The sequence below is a fragment of the Novipirellula artificiosorum genome (assembly GCF_007860135.1).
GTDB lineage: Bacteria > Planctomycetota > Planctomycetia > Pirellulales > Pirellulaceae > Novipirellula_A > Novipirellula_A artificiosorum.
The window spans coordinates 363014-380933 of sequence record NZ_SJPV01000004.1 but is presented as its reverse complement, the minus strand read 5'-3'; the positions used below and the strand labels follow the sequence as shown (position 1 = coordinate 380933).

Annotated in this window: 10 protein-coding genes; 3 read left to right on the top strand and 7 right to left on the bottom strand. The window is 54.8% G+C overall.

The window, feature by feature from the left end:
* Positions 1–55 precede the first annotated feature (55 nt).
* Positions 56–7996 carry a secretin N-terminal domain-containing protein gene (locus Poly41_RS13915; RefSeq protein WP_146526784.1) on the bottom strand — a complete coding sequence of 2647 codons (7941 nt, stop codon included), beginning with the start codon at positions 7994–7996 and terminating at the stop codon, positions 56–58.
* Positions 7997–8685: 689 nt separating this feature from the next.
* Here Poly41_RS13915 and Poly41_RS13910 point away from each other — a divergent pair.
* The 3 genes from Poly41_RS13910 to Poly41_RS13900 are packed head-to-tail and all read left to right on the top strand — an operon-like array spanning position 8686 to position 11866.
* The gene (locus tag Poly41_RS13910) at positions 8686–9972 is read left to right on the top strand and encodes an MFS transporter (RefSeq protein WP_146526782.1); all 1287 of its coding nucleotides are present in this window, start codon (positions 8686–8688) and stop codon (positions 9970–9972) included.
* The gene (locus tag Poly41_RS13905; protein WP_146526780.1) at positions 9972–11396 is read left to right on the top strand and encodes a four-carbon acid sugar kinase family protein; all 1425 of its coding nucleotides are present in this window, start codon (positions 9972–9974) and stop codon (positions 11394–11396) included. Before Poly41_RS13910 ends, Poly41_RS13905 begins: the two co-directional genes overlap by 1 nt.
* A gap of 44 nt (positions 11397–11440) precedes the next feature.
* The gene (locus tag Poly41_RS13900) at positions 11441–11866 is read left to right on the top strand and encodes a VOC family protein (RefSeq protein WP_231615653.1); all 426 of its coding nucleotides are present in this window, start codon (positions 11441–11443) and stop codon (positions 11864–11866) included.
* A 1-nt stretch (position 11867) separates the two neighbouring features.
* On the opposite strand, the gene Poly41_RS13895 is transcribed toward Poly41_RS13900, so the two are convergent.
* The 6 genes from Poly41_RS13895 to Poly41_RS13870 all read right to left on the bottom strand — a co-directional run bounded on the left by Poly41_RS13895 (position 11868) and on the right by Poly41_RS13870 (position 17883).
* Entirely contained in the window at positions 11868–12086 is a 219-nt protein-coding gene (locus tag Poly41_RS13895) for a DUF5989 family protein (RefSeq protein WP_146526778.1), read from the bottom strand.
* Between the two features lie 80 nt (positions 12087–12166).
* On the bottom strand, positions 12167–12574 hold the full coding sequence (locus Poly41_RS13890) for an SxtJ family membrane protein (RefSeq protein ID WP_231615652.1): 408 nt from the start codon (positions 12572–12574) through the stop codon (positions 12167–12169).
* A gap of 1 nt (position 12575) precedes the next feature.
* A complete protein-coding gene (locus tag Poly41_RS13885; RefSeq protein WP_146526776.1) occupies positions 12576–14405 on the bottom strand; it encodes a carbamoyltransferase family protein in 1830 nt (609 codons plus the stop codon).
* A gap of 26 nt (positions 14406–14431) precedes the next feature.
* On the bottom strand, positions 14432–14827 hold the full coding sequence (locus Poly41_RS13880) for a cytochrome C oxidase subunit IV family protein (protein ID WP_146526774.1): 396 nt from the start codon (positions 14825–14827) through the stop codon (positions 14432–14434).
* Between the two features lie 96 nt (positions 14828–14923).
* Positions 14924–16087: a cytochrome c oxidase subunit 3 gene (locus Poly41_RS13875; protein WP_146526772.1), complete on the bottom strand. Its 1164-nt coding sequence runs from the start codon at positions 16085–16087 to the stop codon at positions 14924–14926.
* Between the two features lie 59 nt (positions 16088–16146).
* A complete protein-coding gene (locus Poly41_RS13870; protein WP_146526770.1) occupies positions 16147–17883 on the bottom strand; it encodes a cytochrome c oxidase subunit I in 1737 nt (578 codons plus the stop codon).
* Between the last annotated feature and the right edge of the window lie 37 nt (positions 17884–17920).

The following is a 17920-nucleotide window of genomic DNA, read 5'->3' as shown; positions in this document are numbered from 1 at the left end:
TCAAAGTGTATCTACTTGGCAAGTGGTTGTGGGTGAACCGATCCTTCAGGGGTCGTTAGCGACCCCGACGATAACTGTACGTGCGTCCTCCTCTCATGAGCTCGATCGCCCGCTCGATTTGGTCCGCGTTTGTCCCCTGCAGACGGATGATTCGCATCTTTCCCGCTCGATTGTCAATCGCTTGCAGATCCACCTGCTCGACAAAGCCTCGGATTTCCTCCGATAACTCCGGCGGCGCCCGCATCACGATCGAATTGCTGACTTGGTCGACACTTAGGGTCAATAGCGGCCCCGATGTCTCGGCATTGATTTGCTCGAGCATCGATGCGACTTCTTGAGAAACCCCCTCGGGGATCTCAATTTGGGGCCGGTTGCGCCCGCGAGTCAGTTGACTGCTGTACACCGTGCGTAGCAACGTTTCGACGCGCCCGGCGTCGGTGTTCTGCACCGCGATCAACTGCGGCGTTGCCAATTGAAGCGAGTCAATAAACTCGGGCGAATCCAGGACGGCCAACAAGTCTTCGATCACTCCACGGTCGGCCCGCGATCCTTGCACAACCAATGCGTTGATTCGTGTGTCGGCGACAATCCGAGTCTCGGAGCCGACCGAAGTGTATCGAGTTCGACTGCTCGAAGTGCGGCTCTGGCGAAACAGATCGGAAAGCAAATCCTCGAGATCTTCCGCGTTCCCATGCTGTAAGACATAAACCGACAAATTCCCACTCTCGGCCACAGGGGTGATGGGTGGAGCAACGGCTACCTCCATCAACTTGGCCAGCACTTCCAGCGCCGCGGTATCTTCGGATGCGATAATCCACTGGCCGTCGCCGGGAAGGATCAAAACCGCGGGATCCTCAGGAAGCGCGTCTTCCGTCGGAAAGTCGGTTTCCGATTGCGACGGCTGCGGTGCTGGATCCGGATCTTGCATCGCGACGAGGGTCACGGCGGGTTCGACCTCCTGACTTGCGTCGGCCTGCTCGATCGGCAATTCCCTTGGCTGCGACTTCGCGCCGGGTTGCTCGTCGGAGCGAATCACACGAAGCGGATTGCGACGAAGACTCGGCCATACCTGTTGCAACTGTTTTAACAACGACTCGGAATCACGTCCTACGGTAATCGTACGAACGCGTGAATTCGTGTTGAAGGTTCGAACTGCCCCAGGGTCACCACTCTGCTCCATCTGCACGGTTTCACCGAGCCGGCCAAGTAGCGAGCGTACTTCATCAAGCTGCTGCGACGTTGCTCGAATCAGCAAATGTTGACGATCGTCGTCCACGGTAATGGTCGGTGTGTCGTTAAGCGGCACATCCGCAAATAGTGCGTTGATGGCATCCCGAACGGAATTGGGGTCATTTTCTGTGAGCGGAAAAATACCGAGCTCTCGTTCCGGTGGATCGAATTGCATCAAGGTTTCTTCAACCAACAACAATTGCGGATCCGTCGCAATCACCACAAGTTGCTCGTTGAAATAATCGTATCGCACTTCGACCTCCGGTCTCGCGTCAACGAACAAACTTTGAACCGCGTCGGCGACTTCGTCACCATCGATCCCTGCCAGCGAAAAGGCCTTCAACCGTCGATCACGTGTGAGCGGGTCGATCCGATCCATCTGCTCGATCAACTGCTTGGCAATTTCCTGTTCGCGCGGCAACCCCAGGACAAACACGGTCCCGCTTTCCTCATCGGCGCTTACGCCCACGTTGGTTCGCCGCCCGAAGGCCTGCTCCAGCGTGTCGACCACGGCTTCGGGACTTGCCTTTGACAACGGATAGGCCTCCATGGCAGCCGATCGAGCGGGCGATTCATTGATCTGATTGACCAATGCAGCGATCTCCGCATGTTCTTCTACGGTCGCGGATACGATCAAACTGTCGTTGACCGTGTCGGCCCCGATCGTCGCCTGCGGAAACGTCGGCTGAAGGGCGAGTCGCAAGGTCGCGGCGTTGCCGTTTTCGAGGACGTAGCTTTGGGTCGTTTTTGATTCTCCCATATTCAATTCGTTCACAAACGCTTCGATCTGCGTATGATCCTGATCCGTGGCCGAAACAATCAAACTGTTGCTCACCGAGTCAGCGGAGATCGTCGACTGCGGAAAGCTGGCTTGCACGGCCGATCGCATGGACGCCGCGCTGCCGCTGTCGAGCGGATAGCTCTTGGTGATTCTTTGCCCCTCGGAGTTGATCGACTTGACCAGTTCAGCGATTTCCGCATGTTCCTCTTCGGTCGCGGAAACGATCAAGCTGTTGCTGTCTGAATCCGAGCCGATCAACGTTTTGGGAAAACTCGCTTGCACCGCCACTCGCATGGTACTGGCTCTGCCGGTTTCTAAGGCATAGTTCTTAGTGATCCGCTTGCCTTCGGAGTTGATCGACTTGACGAGTTCGGCGATCTCCGCATGTTCCTCTTCGGTCGCGGAAACGATCAAGCTGTTGCTCTCTGAATCCGAACCGACCAACGTTTTGGGAAAACTTGCTTGCACCGCTAAACGCATGGTACTGGCTTTGCCGGTGTCTAAGGGATAGCTCTTGGTGATCTTTTTAGCTTCGGAGTTGATCGACTTGACGAGCTCGGCGATCTCCGCATGTTCCTCTTCGGTTGCCGAAACAATCAAGCTGTTGCTGTCCGAATCCGAACCGACTAACGTTTTGGGAAAACTCGCTTGCACCGCCAATCGCATGGTGCTGGCTCTGCCAGAGTCCAAGGCATAGTTCTTGGTGATCCTTTTGCCTTCGGAGTTGATCGACTTGACCAGTTCGGCGATTTCCACATGTTCCTCTTCCGTTGCTGCCACAATCAAGCTGTTGCTGGCTGAATCGGCACCGACCAAGGCTTTGGGGAAACTTGCCTGTACCGCCAATCGCATGGTACTGGCGTTGCCGGAGTCCAAGGCATAGTTCTTCGTGATCTTTTTGCCTTCCGAGTTGATCGACTTGACCAGTTCGGCGATTTCCACATGTTCCTCTTCCGTTGCTGCCACAATCAAGCTGTTGCTGGCTGAATCGGAGCCGACCAAGGCTTTGGGGAAACTTGCCTGCACCGCATATCGCATCGTGGTGGCATTGCCGGAGTCTAAGGCATAGTTCTTCGTGATCTTTTTGCCTTCCGAGTTGATCGACTTGACCAGTTCGGCGATTTCCACATGTTCCTCTTCCGTTGCTGCCACGATTAAGCTGTTACTGGCCGAATCGGCACCGACTAACGCTTTGGGGAAGCTTGCCTGCACGGCATACCGCATCGTGTAGGCATTGCCGGTGTCCAAGGTATAGTTCTTGGTGATCTTTTTTCCATCCGCGTTCATCTCTTCGACCACTTGCGCTATCTGAGCGTGGTCCTCTTCATTCGCAGAAACAATCAAGCTATTGCTGACCGAATCGGGTGAGATGGTTGCCTTCGGAAAACTGGCACGCACGGCATAGCTAAGTGCAGTGGCGTTACCTGAATTGAGTTGATAGTTCTTTGTCGTCTTCTCACCGCCAACATTCATGGAGTCAACAAAATCGGCGATTTGTTCTTGAACCTCCTCGGTCGCCGAGACGACCAAGCTATTGCTGGTGTAATCACCGACAATGGTCGCCTTCGGAAACGATTCTTGCAAAACGTAACGCAAGGAGGTTGCACTGCCAGTCTTCAGAGCGTAGCTGCGTGTAACTTTGTCGCCCCCCGAATTCAACGATTCGAACAACTTTGCGATCTCGACATGTTCCTCTTCCGATGCCGAAACGATCAAACGGTTGTTCGTGTAGTCGGCCGAGATCGTCGCACGCGGGAACGAGGTTTGTAGTGCCGGGCTGAGTGAGTAGGTATTGCCGTCGTCCAATTCGTAGCTTTTCGTGGTCTTTTGATTGTCGGGGTCCGAATCCATGCTTTCGATGGCTTCGGTCACTTTGATCAGGACGTCCTTTGGCGCCGTCACGATCAAGCGGTTGGTTCGTCGGTCGGGAGTCACCATTGCGGTCGGAGCCATTTGCGTGACCGCTTGGGAAAGTGCCGTGGCATCCGCCTCTCCGAGCACAAAGACTTTGGTCTCGGCGTCATCCATTTGGCGATCATCGTACTGCTTGACAAAGGCTTGGATCGTCTCGTGATCCTCGGCTGTTGCCGTCGCTGCAACCGATTTCCCACGCACATCCGCTGCAAAAACCACCTTGGGCAACAACGTTTGCAATACACGAACCGCTCCAGTCGGATCACCGTATTCAAGCGGATAGACTTCCGATGTGGTTGGCGCAGGCTCCGGCACTTGTTCCTGTAACTGCGTGAGCCACTTCTCGTATTTTGCATGTTCGGTAGGGGAAGCCAACAAAACAATGCGTTCCGGATCGTTACTGGGCAACAAGCGTGCACGAGGCACCTCGGTGGTGGCGCCGGTGACTGCCTGCTGAGTCAAATCGTCACGAATTTGGTAGACTCGCAAATCTCGCTGCCCGGCTTCACCAAAGGCAAGTTCCAACTCGTTCATCGTCTTGGTAATCGCAGCGTGGTCGTCTTCCGTCGCTGCGATCACCAATCGGTTTGTGCCTGCTCCCCCGAGAATCTTGGCTTGGGGGTGTCGCTCTGCCAACAAGGTTTGGAACGAGGTCGGCTCTGTGTTACTGAGTTCATAGGCTTGGACTCGGCTTTCAGGCGGTGGTCCCGTTTCGGCGGACAATTTTTCAAGTAGTTTCACGGCCCGTTCATGATCTTCGGGTGATGCCAGAATCATCAGCTTGTTTGGGTCGGTCGAACCGGTGGTGATGACCGTCGCATTGGGCAGCGTTGTCTTCAGAACGCTCGTAAATGCGGTGCGAATCGACTCGGTCGTGTCGTACAGTCGAGGTTCGAGTTTCGAGCCCTCTTCGTTTGCCTTATTCGTTTTTGCCAATACCTCCGCGATCTTTTCCTGCATCTCCTTCGAGGCAAGCACCGTCAACTGCCCGCTGGTTACGTCGACGCCGACCGCGGAGGTGGGGAAAAGCGACGTCACAACGTACCTCAAGATATTGGCTTTTTCGGGTGCAACTTCGTAGATCTCAATCTCTCGACGCCCCTCGGCGGTCTGGCCCAACTGTTCGATGGCCGCACCAATTCGTTGATGTTGTTCGTCGCTAGCCCATACGACAATGGCTCGATTGATTGCATCGGTGCTGATGATCGCTTGCGGAGCAATTTGATTGAGGACGGTGGGCAGCGTCCGCAAATCGCCCATTGGCACGTCGTAAGTTTGCACTCGCATTTCTTCGCCTGAGGGAGCCATATTCAGACGCTCGATTGACATCCCGAACGCTTCGTGGTCCTCGGCATTTCCAGAGGCAACGATCCGATTGCTCCTCGCATCGGCGCTCAAACTCATGTTCGGCCACATCGACTGAAGCGTCTTTAAAACGGACGAGGCCTGCAGATCGGTTAGCTCGTAAGCGCGAATCTCTTCACTGGCGTACTTTGACGCCGGCCGATCGACTTCGCTGATGAGTGTCTTGATGCGGCCATGTTTTGACAACGTCGCCGTCACCACCAATTGCCCTCGTCGGTCGTCGGCGATCACGGTGACACCATCGACGGCTTGGTCGATCAATGCCTTGACATCGCTCGGTTGAGCTTCGTCGAGGCTGTAGGCGAGCAGGATCAACTCTTGGTCGGCGGGAAGCGGCTTCCCAAGCTCTTGGATAAAAAAATCAAGTTCCTGATGAGCTTGCTCGGTTGCCATGATCATCAACCGGCCTGTCGCCACATCAACCGTGGTCGTGCCGATCGGTTGAAACGAGCCGCGGCTTTGCGACGACTTCACTGACGCGATCACGGGAGCGAGCAATGTTTGAAGTTCCGCGGGCGTTCGGCCTTCCACGCGATAGTTCTTCAGAACCAGATCGGGCTCGACCGGCAATTGGTCCGAAATCTGGGCCAACAGTTCACCGACCTTCGTAAGTGTTTCCGGTTCGGCCCAGACGGTCATTTGCTTGGACGCTGGATCGATCGAGACGCGTACGCCTGGGAATCGAGTCTTCAACAACTCGCTGAACAAACTTGGGTCGCGTTTTTCAAGGTCAAATACCTTCGGCCATTTCAACTCCGCTTCCGGGGTCGATTGTTTGACTTGGTTGATCAACTCGGCAAAGCGAGTCTGGTGGTCCTCGGTTGCCCAAACCACCAATTCAGAGGATCCGTCTTCGCTTGCTTCGCGAAGAATCGGCCGTACTTCCGGCAATTGCGCGGTCAAAACGGATTGAAATTGTTTCCACTGTTCCAGTTCCGTTGCCGACAAGGGGTACGTCTTGAGCACGCGATCGGGCGGTGCAGGCAGCGCGGTGAGCAATTGGGGCAACATGTTTTCGAGTCGGGTCTTTTCATCGGCGCTGCCCAGCAAGATCAATTGCCTCGCGTCGTTGTCGAGCCAAATTTGCGCCTGGGGCACAACCTTCGCGACCGTGGTCAGCCACGCGGTGGTGGCGGGGCGTGGTAACTCGAACGCATGCAGTGCGGTGCCGCTGTCCAGATCCGTGCCTCGCCATCGCTCGATCACCTTTTCCGCCAACGCGATGTCGACTTCACTCCCGCGGACGACGACCGTCCCGAATTCACTATTGCCGACCACTTGCGCCGAAGGGATCATTTCTTCAAGCGCAGTGGAAATGGTCCGAGACTGTTTCGTGCCGACTTGAAATGCTTTGACGAGCATTTCGGAGTCCAACGCTGAAATACCCATGGCTGAAAATGCGGTGGCTAACCGTTGCTGATCCTCCGGTGCGGCAGTGATCAAGACTCGGGCAGCCTTTTTGTCGATACTGACGGTGGCGCGAGGCGCGATCGCGGTCACCTGTTCTCGAATCGCGTCTTCTTCGCCAGTACTGCGTAGAGGATAGGCAACGGAGACATTCGCCGGCGCTTCCTCCACATGGGCCTGCATTTTCTCGATGGTGGATTGAACAGCCGTTTGCTGACCTGGCGTCAAGTAGGCGGTTAACAACTGTGTCTTTTCATCAACGGCAATGCGATCGCTGCCGATCAGTTCCTTAACCGTCTGCAGCACCACAGCGGGATCGAGGTCTCCCAAGGCGTAGGCAGCGAAGACCGGCGCGGGTGGCTTTTCTGGTGTCTTGGGGCGTTCGGGCTTTTGCGGTTCGGAAACTGTATTGATCAAGACGTTGATGGTTTCCATCTTGCCGGCGGTTTCGACAACAAGCAACTGCCTGCTTTGGGGAAGCGGTATCGCGCGGCCGAAAGAACCCAAATAGGGTTGGACTTCCTTCATCACCGCATCCACCGGACGGTTGCCAAGCGAAAACAGCATGCTGATCAACTCGAACTTGCCTCGGCTCGGCAACTCTTCAAGCCTGACACGCGGTACCAATTCGATGGGAATGGAATTGGAGAGTTGTAAGACCGTCAACATTTTTTCGCGCCGAACCAGCGTGAAGCCGCGTGTCAGCAGAACGCTATTGAGCAAATCGATCGCTTCAGCGGCGCTGTAAGAACGTGTGTCGGTGTAAGTGAAATGACCCGGTGGAACCTGATTCATGACCAAGGTCAGCCCTTGCTGACTGGCAAACCACTGCAAAACATCTCCCCAAGGTTGTTCGCGGAACTGGAACCGCAAATCCTTGGTCTCGCCGCGATCGGAGAACAGGGTCCATTGGTCGGCAGTCAGGACGTCGCGGATCTGCTGCTCGATCTCGCGGATCCTTTGCGCTTTGTCCTCGACTTCTGGCGAGGCGGAGCTCTCGGACCGTTGGGACAAAAGTGACTGAATCTGCGCTCGCTGCTGGTCATCGAGGCCGAGTTCATCGGCAACCTCGGGATGGACCAGTCGATTCCAATTCCCTGTCAGTTCGATCGGCGGGTTGGCCACCGGAGCCTCCTCCTCCTCCGCCGCAGCCTCCTCCGCGGTAGCTTCCTCCGTCGTAGCGTCCTCCGCGGTAGCGTCCTGGGCGGCAGCGTCCTGAGCACGAGCTTCTCGGTCCGCGAAGACGAGCAAAAACGTCAGGAACAAGACCAGACAGAGCAGGTTTTTCAAAGCAGGCATGCGATTGGGGGTCCAGGCGGGAGTCCTGCCCTGGATGGCAGAACTTGTTGAGGTCGTCGATTCGTAGAATGCAAGCACAACTCCTACTCTAACTCGTGCCCCCCAATGGTCAAGCAAACCCGAACGACGACTCCCCCCCGAACGGTGAGGTCCCCCCGCAAAAACGGCAAGACCTGATTCTTGAGCGAAGAAGTGAGAAGCGATAAGGGCAGAGCACACTTAAAGGCGGCAAAGTTGAAGGCAGCATCAATGGGGTTGTAAAGATCCGTATTCAAATTTGTATGGCAAGTGCGTGACAGGATGGAAGGGCCGTCGCGACATGCTGCTCTGGCACTCAGCGTTCACAAAGCGCGTCTCGTTTCCTTTGTCAGGTGGCCTTTACCAGCGAGTGACGCTGGCTGATGGCGGACCCAATGGTGTCACGCCATCCTGCGTTTAGAACCTATCCGAAAAGGGGTCTGACCCTTTGTCGACCGACGTTTCGATTGCTCAAAAACTCGTTGTTTTCCAATGGAATTGCTATCGATACGCTCAGACCAAGAGAGGGTCAGACCCCTTTCCGGACAGGTTCTTAGTCTCACGGTTCGAGGCCAGAAAGTCACCGCCCTGCTAGGTAAAAAGTTGTGCTATAACCATGGCTCGGTGGTCTGATCTTTTTCGTTTCTATTGCTCTGGTTAGTCGATTCGTTATGCCCATTCGCATCCTATTGATTCTCGGCGCGTTTCTTCTCTCGGTCTTGATGTGGGTTGACCGTGCTTGTATTTCGGCTGCCAAGGGAGACATGGCGGCCGATCTCGGGTTTAGTGATCAGCAGATGGGTTGGGTGATGTCCGCGTTTGCACTGGGCTACGCACTTTTTCAGGTTCCCAGTGGCAAACTTGCGGATCGGTTTGGACCTCGGATCGTGATGACGAGCGTTTGCTTGATCTGGTCGGCATTCACGGCGCTGACTGGCGTCGTGCGAGGCCTGTACCTGATGATTGGTTTACGTTTCTTTTTTGGAATGGGAGAAGCTGGAGGCTACCCGACGCTGACTCGCGCGTTCACCTCTTGGCTGCCCATGAACGAACGTGGGATCACCAATTCGATTAGTTTTTCGGGCGGACGATTGGGCGCGGCACTGGCGATGCCCGGAGTGGTGTGGTTGATCGGGACGCTGGGCGGATGGCAGCAGACGTTTTGGTTCTTCGGAGTCATTGGCATCGTCTTCGCCGTGCTGTGGTTTCTTTTGTTTCGCAACACGCCCGAAGAGCATTTTGCGGTCTCCCAGCGTGAACGCGACTACATCGTTGAACGCAGGAAGCCACCCAAGACGACAACGGAATCCTCGTCCGTAGAATTGACCGAGATTCGTTTTGCCGAGATGCTGAGGTCAAGGAACCTGCTGATGCTGATGGTTCAATATGTCGCACACAATTTCACCTTTTTCTTTACGGTGACCTGGTTTTTCCCCTACCTCAAAGAGAGTTTTTCGCTCACCAATGAACAAACCGGTTGGTACGCGGCGGCGCCCCTACTCTGCGGTGTCGTGGGCAACTGGATGGCCGGTTTCACGGTGGACCGACTGTACAGCCGAGGCCAATGGCAGCTTTCGCGACGATTGCCTGCCGCGATTGGTTTCTTGCTGGCCGCGATTGGCATGAGCCTGTGTGTGAACATGAATTCACCGGGGCTCGCGGTCGCGTGCATGTGCATCGCGATTTTCGGCAGTGATATGATCCTGAGCCCCTCTTGGTCAACCTGTATGGACATCGGCGGCAGCAATGCAGGAGCGGTATCCGGATCGATGAACATGGTTGGTAACCTAGGCTCTTTCTTTACGGCACTCTCGTTTCCCTACTTGCACGCTGCTTTGGGTAGCCACAAACCGTTCTTCTACCTTGCGGCTGGCTTGAACGTGCTGGCGATCTTCATGTGGTTTAAGATACGGCCGGATCAGTCGATCCAAGACGAGTTACGTGTGGGGGCAGAGTGATGAATCCTGTTGATACGATACTGCCACGTCAGCCCACGTTCGACCGTTTGCCCCCCGAGCGGTCTGAATCGCTGCTGCCCACGATCCGACGCCAACTTGGCCAGACGAATCGATCGATCGTTGTTTTGGACGACGACCCCACCGGCACGCAAACGGTTTACGACACGCCGGTGCTAACCGGCTGGTCCATCGAGGTCTTGGCCGACGAGTTTTCGCGGGGCACGCCGCTGTTCTATGTGTTGACCAATTCTCGAGCCTTGTCGTCAGTCAAAGCAATCGAGTTAGCGGGCGAAATCGGAGAGAATCTGGTCCAAGCAGCCGAGAGCACCGGGCGCGACTTTACCGTCATCAGCCGAAGTGATTCGACGCTTCGCGGGCACTATCCCGATGAGGTCAACGCCCTGCTTGAGGCAACGGGAAAAGCAGACGCCGTCCATGTGATCGTGCCTTATTTCTTGCAAGGCGGGCGATTCACGATCGATGACATTCACTACGTTGCCGAAGGGGATCAATTGGTGCCAGCCGCACAGACACCCTTCGCAAAAGATGCGGCCTTTGGCTTCTCCCATTCCAACCTGATTGATTGGGTGCTCGAGAAACGCGGCGGCACGATGGATCGATCTCAAGTGGTATCGATCAGCTTGTCCGAACTTCGTCATGGTTCAATCGATCGATTGACGGAGCGACTTGTATGCCTACCGTCCAAGAGCGTCTGTGTTGTCAATGCCGTGTCGATGAGTGATATCGAATCGTTCGTTCTGGCGTCGATGAGGGCCGAATCCCTCGGAAAACAGATGATCTACCGCACCGCAGCCAGCTTTGTTCAGGCCTACGCGGGATTGCAACCGAAGCCACTTTTAACCGCGCGCGACATCGGTATGCCCAATGCTGCAGCCGGACTGATCGTTGCCGGATCCTATGTTCCGAAGACCACAACGCAACTCAGCCGATTGGTCCATGATGCGAAGGGTTTATCCACGGTCACTCTCAACGTCCGCTCTTTGCTCGAAGGTGATGCAACCGACATCATCCAAGCAACCCTCCGAGAAGTGAGCGAGCATCTTCGCGCGGGACAAAACGTGCTGCTGCAAACATCGCGATCGTTGGTCACGGGGTCGGATGCGGTGTCGAGTCTGGAGATTGGCAATCGGATTTCGACGGCAATTGTTCAAGTCGTCGCGGGGATCGACGTTCCGTTGAGGTACTTGGTTGCGAAGGGCGGGATTACATCAAGCGACGTTGCCACGCAGTCGCTCGAAATCAAGCGAGCGATGGTCATCGGACAACTGCTGCCGGGTGTTCCGGTCTGGAGACTACAACCCGAGAGCCGTTTTCCAGGTCTTCCCTACATCGTATTTCCCGGAAACGTTGGCGACGAAAACTCGCTACTTGAAGCCTATCAAAAGTTAAGCGACGAACGCTGAAAGGCGTCCCCATCCCAGCCCACCGAATGAAGGAGAGTCCACTGATGACATCCCCGCTATTTAAAAAACTTGATCACATTGCCATTGTCGTTCGTGACACAGACGAAGCACTGCCGTTTTACCGAGACGTGATGGGCTTGCCGGTGATTCTTAGCGAAGAGATCGCCTCCGGTAACGTGCGACTGACCCATCTCGACATGGGAAATCTGCACTTACAATTGGTTCAACCGCTAACGCCGGACCATCCACTACAAGCCTACTTGGATAAACATGGCGAAGGCTTGCACCACCTCTGTTTTGAAACCGAGGATGTTGTCAAGACGTTGACGGAATTACCGAGCCGAAAACTTGCGGCGAAGAGTTCGACACCTCACGACGGTCCGCGAGGCCGCAAGGCAGGCTTTATCGACTCGACCACCACACGCGGTGTGATCTGGGAAATGACAGCCGATCCGAAATCGACGCCTTGACCTAATACAGCGTGTAGATGAAGGGTGCCGCCCCCGTGGTCGTCAGCAAGCTCAACAAACCGATCAGCAGCAGCGATCCGATCAGCGGGACCAGCCACCACTTCTTGTTTTCTCTCAAAAACAGCAGAAACTCTTGCACCAAGCCAAGGTCTTGTTGATTCGCTGCGCGTTCAAACTCGTTTGCTGCGGCATCGTCATCCATTGGATCGATTGTGGTCATGGGCGCTGTGGACCCTTCTTGGTTTGAGTTGAGTCGTTCCTGAAAACCGTTTTCGCCTAAAATGCCCGTTTGGAACGCGCTCAGAATTGCTTGAAGTATCGATCCGGCTTTTCTTCTTGGTGATGGTCTTGCCAAGCAGTGCTTCGATCGCGTTTCTGTAATCTTAGCGGATCATGCCTAAAAAAGCGAAGCAACAATCCAATCGGTGTGAGCACCAAGAAAAACACGATGCTCAGTAACGCATGACCGGTCAACCATGCGATCGGGAAGGTTACGACTTGCCAGCCGCGAATGATCGATAATTGGGCAGCGGGCCAACCATAATAGACCACCGTCAACACGATCGATGCGGCCAACAGCCCCGCTTGAGCCATGCCGCCAAAATGCGCGAGTGGAAAGCTCATGATCACAAGCAGCAAACCAAGTGACAGCCCGAACCAACGACGCATGGATCGAGAAGGTATCGCGTGAAAATCGACGATCGACATCTTAATCCGGTATCCATTCACTGAGGTGGTGGTGACCGGCGGTAGGTGCAGTCTCCGGTTGGTCGTTTCGAAGCATCAAATGGTTTCCCACCACCAACGCATCCATTTGTGTCGCCATAAAGCAGCGATATGCCTCGGCAGCCGTTCGGACGATCGGCTCACCACGCACGTTGAAACTTGTGTTGATTAACGCGGGGCAGCCGGTTTGACGAAAGAACTCCGATAACAAGGAATGGAAGCGTGGATTCGTTTCTTGACAAACCGTTTGCACTCGAGCCGAATAATCCAAGTGAGTGATCGCTGGCAAGTCGCTTCGCGATTGACGCACCCGTTCTATTCCCTGCACCGAGGGATCGGATGGGATACGCCGTGACGGTTGGACCTGAAACGTGAACAGCATGTAGGGGCTGTGATGCATTCTTCCCATCTCAAAATACGCTTCAGCGTGCTCTTCGAGGATGGCGGGCGCGAAGGGACGAAACGATTCGCGGCGTTTGATTTTCAAATTCAGGGTGGTTTGCATCTCGGGACGGCGAGGGTCCGCCAAGATACTTCGGTTTCCGAGCGCACGAGGACCAAACTCCATGCGTCCTTGAACCCAGCCAACGACTTTGCCCTCAACGATCAGTTCGCAGACGCGACGGTCCAACGCTGCGCGATCCGCAAACGATTCCACAACCGCCCCACGATCGGTCAATGCTTTCATCTCCGTCGCCTCGTCCATGGCGGGCCCGAGAAGTGACCCCTGCTGAGCATCAGCCGCGTTCGCTTGGCGAGGATGATTCAACAACTGGTGCCATATCAGCCAGGCGACCCCGAGGGCCCCACCGGCATCACCCGCCGCGGGTTGAATCCAAACGTTCTTGAACGGGCCTTCACGCAACAGTCTTCCATTCGCGACGCAGTTCAATGCAACGCCACCGGCAAGGCAGAGTGAATCGAGACCCGTTTGATGATGAACATACTTGGCCATTTGAAGGATCACCGCTTCGATGGCGCGCTGAATGCTCGCAGCAATGTCCATGTCGACCTGTCGAATCGGTTCATTGGGCAATCGTCGCTTGGTCCCAAGCAAACGTTCGAGTTTGCTGCCGCTCATGCGAAGCGTGTGACCGAACGTGAAGTAGTCCATGTTCAAGTCGTAGCTTCCGTCCTCGTGAACCCGAATCAAGGTCTTACGGATCAGGTCAACGAATCGCGGCTGACCGTAGGGGGCAAGCCCCATCAACTTGTACTCACCTGAGTTGACTCGGAATCCACAGAAGTAGGTAAAAGCGGAATACAGCAGTCCGAGAGAGTGAGGAAACCGGATGTCCTGCTTCAGTTCCATGCGATGATCCTGCCCCACGCCCCAACCCGTTGTTGTCCATTCCCCCACCCCATCCAATGTCAAAATCGCAGCATTCTGAAACGGACTAGGAAAAAAGGCGCTGGCTGCGTGTGATTGATGGTGTTCACAAAACACCACTCGGTGTTTCAGTTTGCCGCCAAGCTGTTGCCGGATCTCGCGTGGCAACCGGAGTTTGGTTCGCAGCCACGACGGCATCGCATTGGCGAAGGAGCGATAACCTCGCGGCGCGTAGGCCAGATAATCTTCTAAGAGACGATCAAACTTTAAGAGCGGCTTCTCGTAAAAACCAACGTAGTCAAGATCCGACGCGGTTGCTCCGATGCTTTCCAAACAGCAATCGAGTGCGTGCTTGGGAAACGCGGCGTCATGTTTGATGCGAGTGAATCGCTCCTCACTGGCCGCCGCAACGACGCGTCCATCGTCGATCAGTGCAACAGCAGAATCGTGGTAGAAGGCCGAAAGGCCAAGGATCAACGTCATCGACTCTGCTCATACCGAGGGCCTCGCTACTCCGTTGGCGACACAACGACGGCATCGTCGACGGGGATGAAGTCTTTCGAGGTCAGTCGACTATCACTGACGGTCAGAATCACAAACAGGCCAACAAAAACGAACGCCGACAAGAATACGGCCAAGTTGAATAGCTTGTCGTACAACAAGTGCATGAAGAACAAGCCCACCAAAATTGCCTTGACCGTCGCAATCCCCATCACAATGGCAACATCATAACTGCCAAAATCAAAACTGGCCTGAGCCACCGTGATCACGGTCAAGATCACTAAGGCGATAAAAACCGCCAACAGCATCGGCACCGGCATCGGATGGGCAAAATCCCAGCCATCCTGTTCGTGGTGGTCCCCAGAAACCGAATGAGCATCAGCAGCGTGATCGTGAGCAGACATAATGGCGACAAATCAAAAAACGGAAATCAAGATTGAAATGGTAGAAAAAGAAGTTTCGCTGCTTGACGGCTAAAGCGTGAACTCCAATCACACACCCTAGCGAATCAAATACAAAAGTGGGAACAAGTAAATCCAAATCAGGTCAACCAAGTGCCAGTACAACCCAACATAGTCGACGGGACCAAAGTATTGCCGATTGAAATCTTGACGGACAGAACGGACCAGCAACCAGACCAGAACGCCTATACCCGCAAGGATATGGATCGCATGGATACCGGTCATGCAGTAGTAGATACTAAAGAACACGCCAGCTCGGCTTGGTGTCAAAAAATCCCGCGGCGCTTTTTGGATCGTTGCATCGGAGTCCGCCGAATCGTTTAAGATCGCCGAGCCGCTGGCAATTTCCGCTTGAGCTTCCAGTGCTTCGAGTTCGTTCTTCAACCCGCTGTTGGTCGCATCGCCGGCCAATCTTTCAATGACGCCAAACTCGGTCGCACCTCGATCCTCTCTGCCCAACAGCGAACTTGTCGAGGCCAACTCAAGAGCGTGTTCGCCTGACTCATGGTGAGTTGTAGCGTGCGTTTCGCCCGAGTCGCCGCTCTCCAGAAACGTCCCCAACCCAACACCAATGAAGAAGCTAAACGCGACGACCGTCAACGGTTTCAAACAGGCGACTTGAAACTTATTACCCTGCAGAGCTGCGGAAATCAGCCAAACCACAACACCGACCAACGCCAGTGCAAACGGCAGACAGATCCATACCAGATAATTCGGCGAATCAGCGTGATGAGGGTGAGCCGGGTCGTAGCTGAACATGCCAGCCGGCAACAAACCCATTTCCCATTTGTGCGAATACTCGATTGCTTTGACACCCAAGAAAATCATCGCGCAAGACAGGGTTGACGCCAGCATCGCGGTCAATTTTCTGTACTCTTCGGTTTGAGCACAACGAACGGCCCACGCCATGGTCAGCGAACTGAACAGCAGCACGCCGGTGTTGATTGCACCGAGTTTTGTATTGAGGAATTGACTACAGCCCTCGAACACTTCGGGGCGAAGCATTCGAAAGATCGCGTAGGCGCAAAACATGCCACTGAAGAATAATACTTCCGTGACGAGGAACACCCATGTCCCCAGCTTGCCACTATCGTACTGTTGTTCAGGCGTTTCAAAATGGTGTGCCAAGAACTTCGGATGGTCGTGGTCGTGACCGTGAGCCCCATGGGAATCGGTCGCGGAGTCGGCTTCGAAAGTGGACATGAAATTGGGAACGCTGAAGGATGAGGATGATTTCAAACAAGGAAGAACAAGCGAAGCAGCTACTGCTTATCGGCTGCGTGAGCCGGCGCTTCCGCTGGCTCGGTCTCGGGCACCATTTTACGTTCCGGCTCGATCGTCACGTAGCGTTCGTTTTGCTCATCCCATTCGATGTCATGGAAGTCATACGGATCGCCAACGACCGGAGGCCGCTCAAAGTTGTAGAACGGAGGAGGGCTGGTGCAATTCCATTCCAATGTCGCGCCGCCCCAGGGATTCGCCGAGGCTCGTTTGCCACGCACCAGTGACATCAACAGCACAACCAAGGCGACCAATAATCCGATGCCAAGGATCAAGGCTCCATGCGTGCTGGCGGTATGCAGCGTCGCAAACTCGGGGTCATACGTTGCATATCGGCGTGGCATCCCACGGCTACCCAAAATGAACTGCGGCAGGAAGGTCAGGTTAAACCCAAGAAACACCAAAAAGGCCGATATCCGCCCGCCGTTCTCGTTGTAAAGCTTGCCGAACATCTTGGGCCACCAATGGAACAAACCTCCCAGGAACGCAACCAGGGTTCCACCCACCATCACGTAGTGGAAATGGGCAACGACAAAGTAGGTGTCGTGCAGGTGTTGGTCGGTTGCCAGGGTCCCGAGATGAAGCCCCGTCAGCCCACCAATGGTGAACAAGAAAATGAACGAGATCGCGTAGCACATCGGCGTCGTGAGGCTGATCGATCCCTTGTACATCGTCGCCAGCCAATTGAAAACCTTGATGGCAGAGGGGACCGAGACGGTAAACGTCAAGGCGCTGAAAATAATCGTCGTCATGTCGCTCATCCCGGCGGTGAACATGTGATGCCCCCAGACCAGGAAACCAAGCAGTGCAATCGCGATCGACGAGTAGGCGATGAAGCGATAACCAAAGATGTGTTTGTGACTATGGACGCTAATGATCTCGCTGATGATCCCAAAGGCTGGCAGGATCATGATGTAGACGGCCGGATGGCTGTAGAACCAAAAGAAGTGCTGGTAGGTGACCGGGTCGCCATTGTATTCAGGATCAAAAATCCCAATGTGCATCGTCCGCTCCGCGATCAGCAGCAGCAACGTGATTCCCAAAACGGGCGTTGCCAACACTTGGATGATGCTGGTCGCGTAGGTAGCCCACAAGAACAGCGGCATCCGGAACCAGGTCATTCCGGGAGGACGCATCGTGTTGATCGTTACGATGAAGTTCAAGCCGGTGAAAATTGAGCTGAAACCAAGGATAAATGCCCCCAGCGTCGCCATGATGACCGACGTGTCGGTCGTTGTGCTGTAAGGCGTGTAAAAGGTCCAACCGGTGTCGAGACCGCTTGCGCAAAGCGCCATCACGAAAAAGATCGCACCGAAAATCCAAAGGTAGAAACTGCTGAGGTTCAATCTCGGGAAGGCAACGTCTTTCGCCCCGAGCATGATGGGGACTAAGAAGTTACCGAGGGCAGCGGGAATGCTCGGGATGATGAACAAGAACACCATGATCGCGCCGTGAAGCGTGAACACTTGGTTGTAGATGTTGTTCGTGAACAGAGTCCCATCAGGATCGAGCAAATGCCATCGCAAAGCGAACGCCAGCAATCCGCCAAGGGCGAACGACAGGGTCACTCCGATCAGGTACATGACGCCGATCCGTTTGTGGTCGAGCGTGAACATCCAACTGAGAACCCCCTTGGAGTTCGTCAGATAGTTTTCGCGTTCGGTTGGAAAACCAGGGTCACGCACGGTGGCTCCCGGAATATTCAATCCAGCAGACATGTTTCTCTTACCTCGTTAAAACGCGACAGGTGCGTTA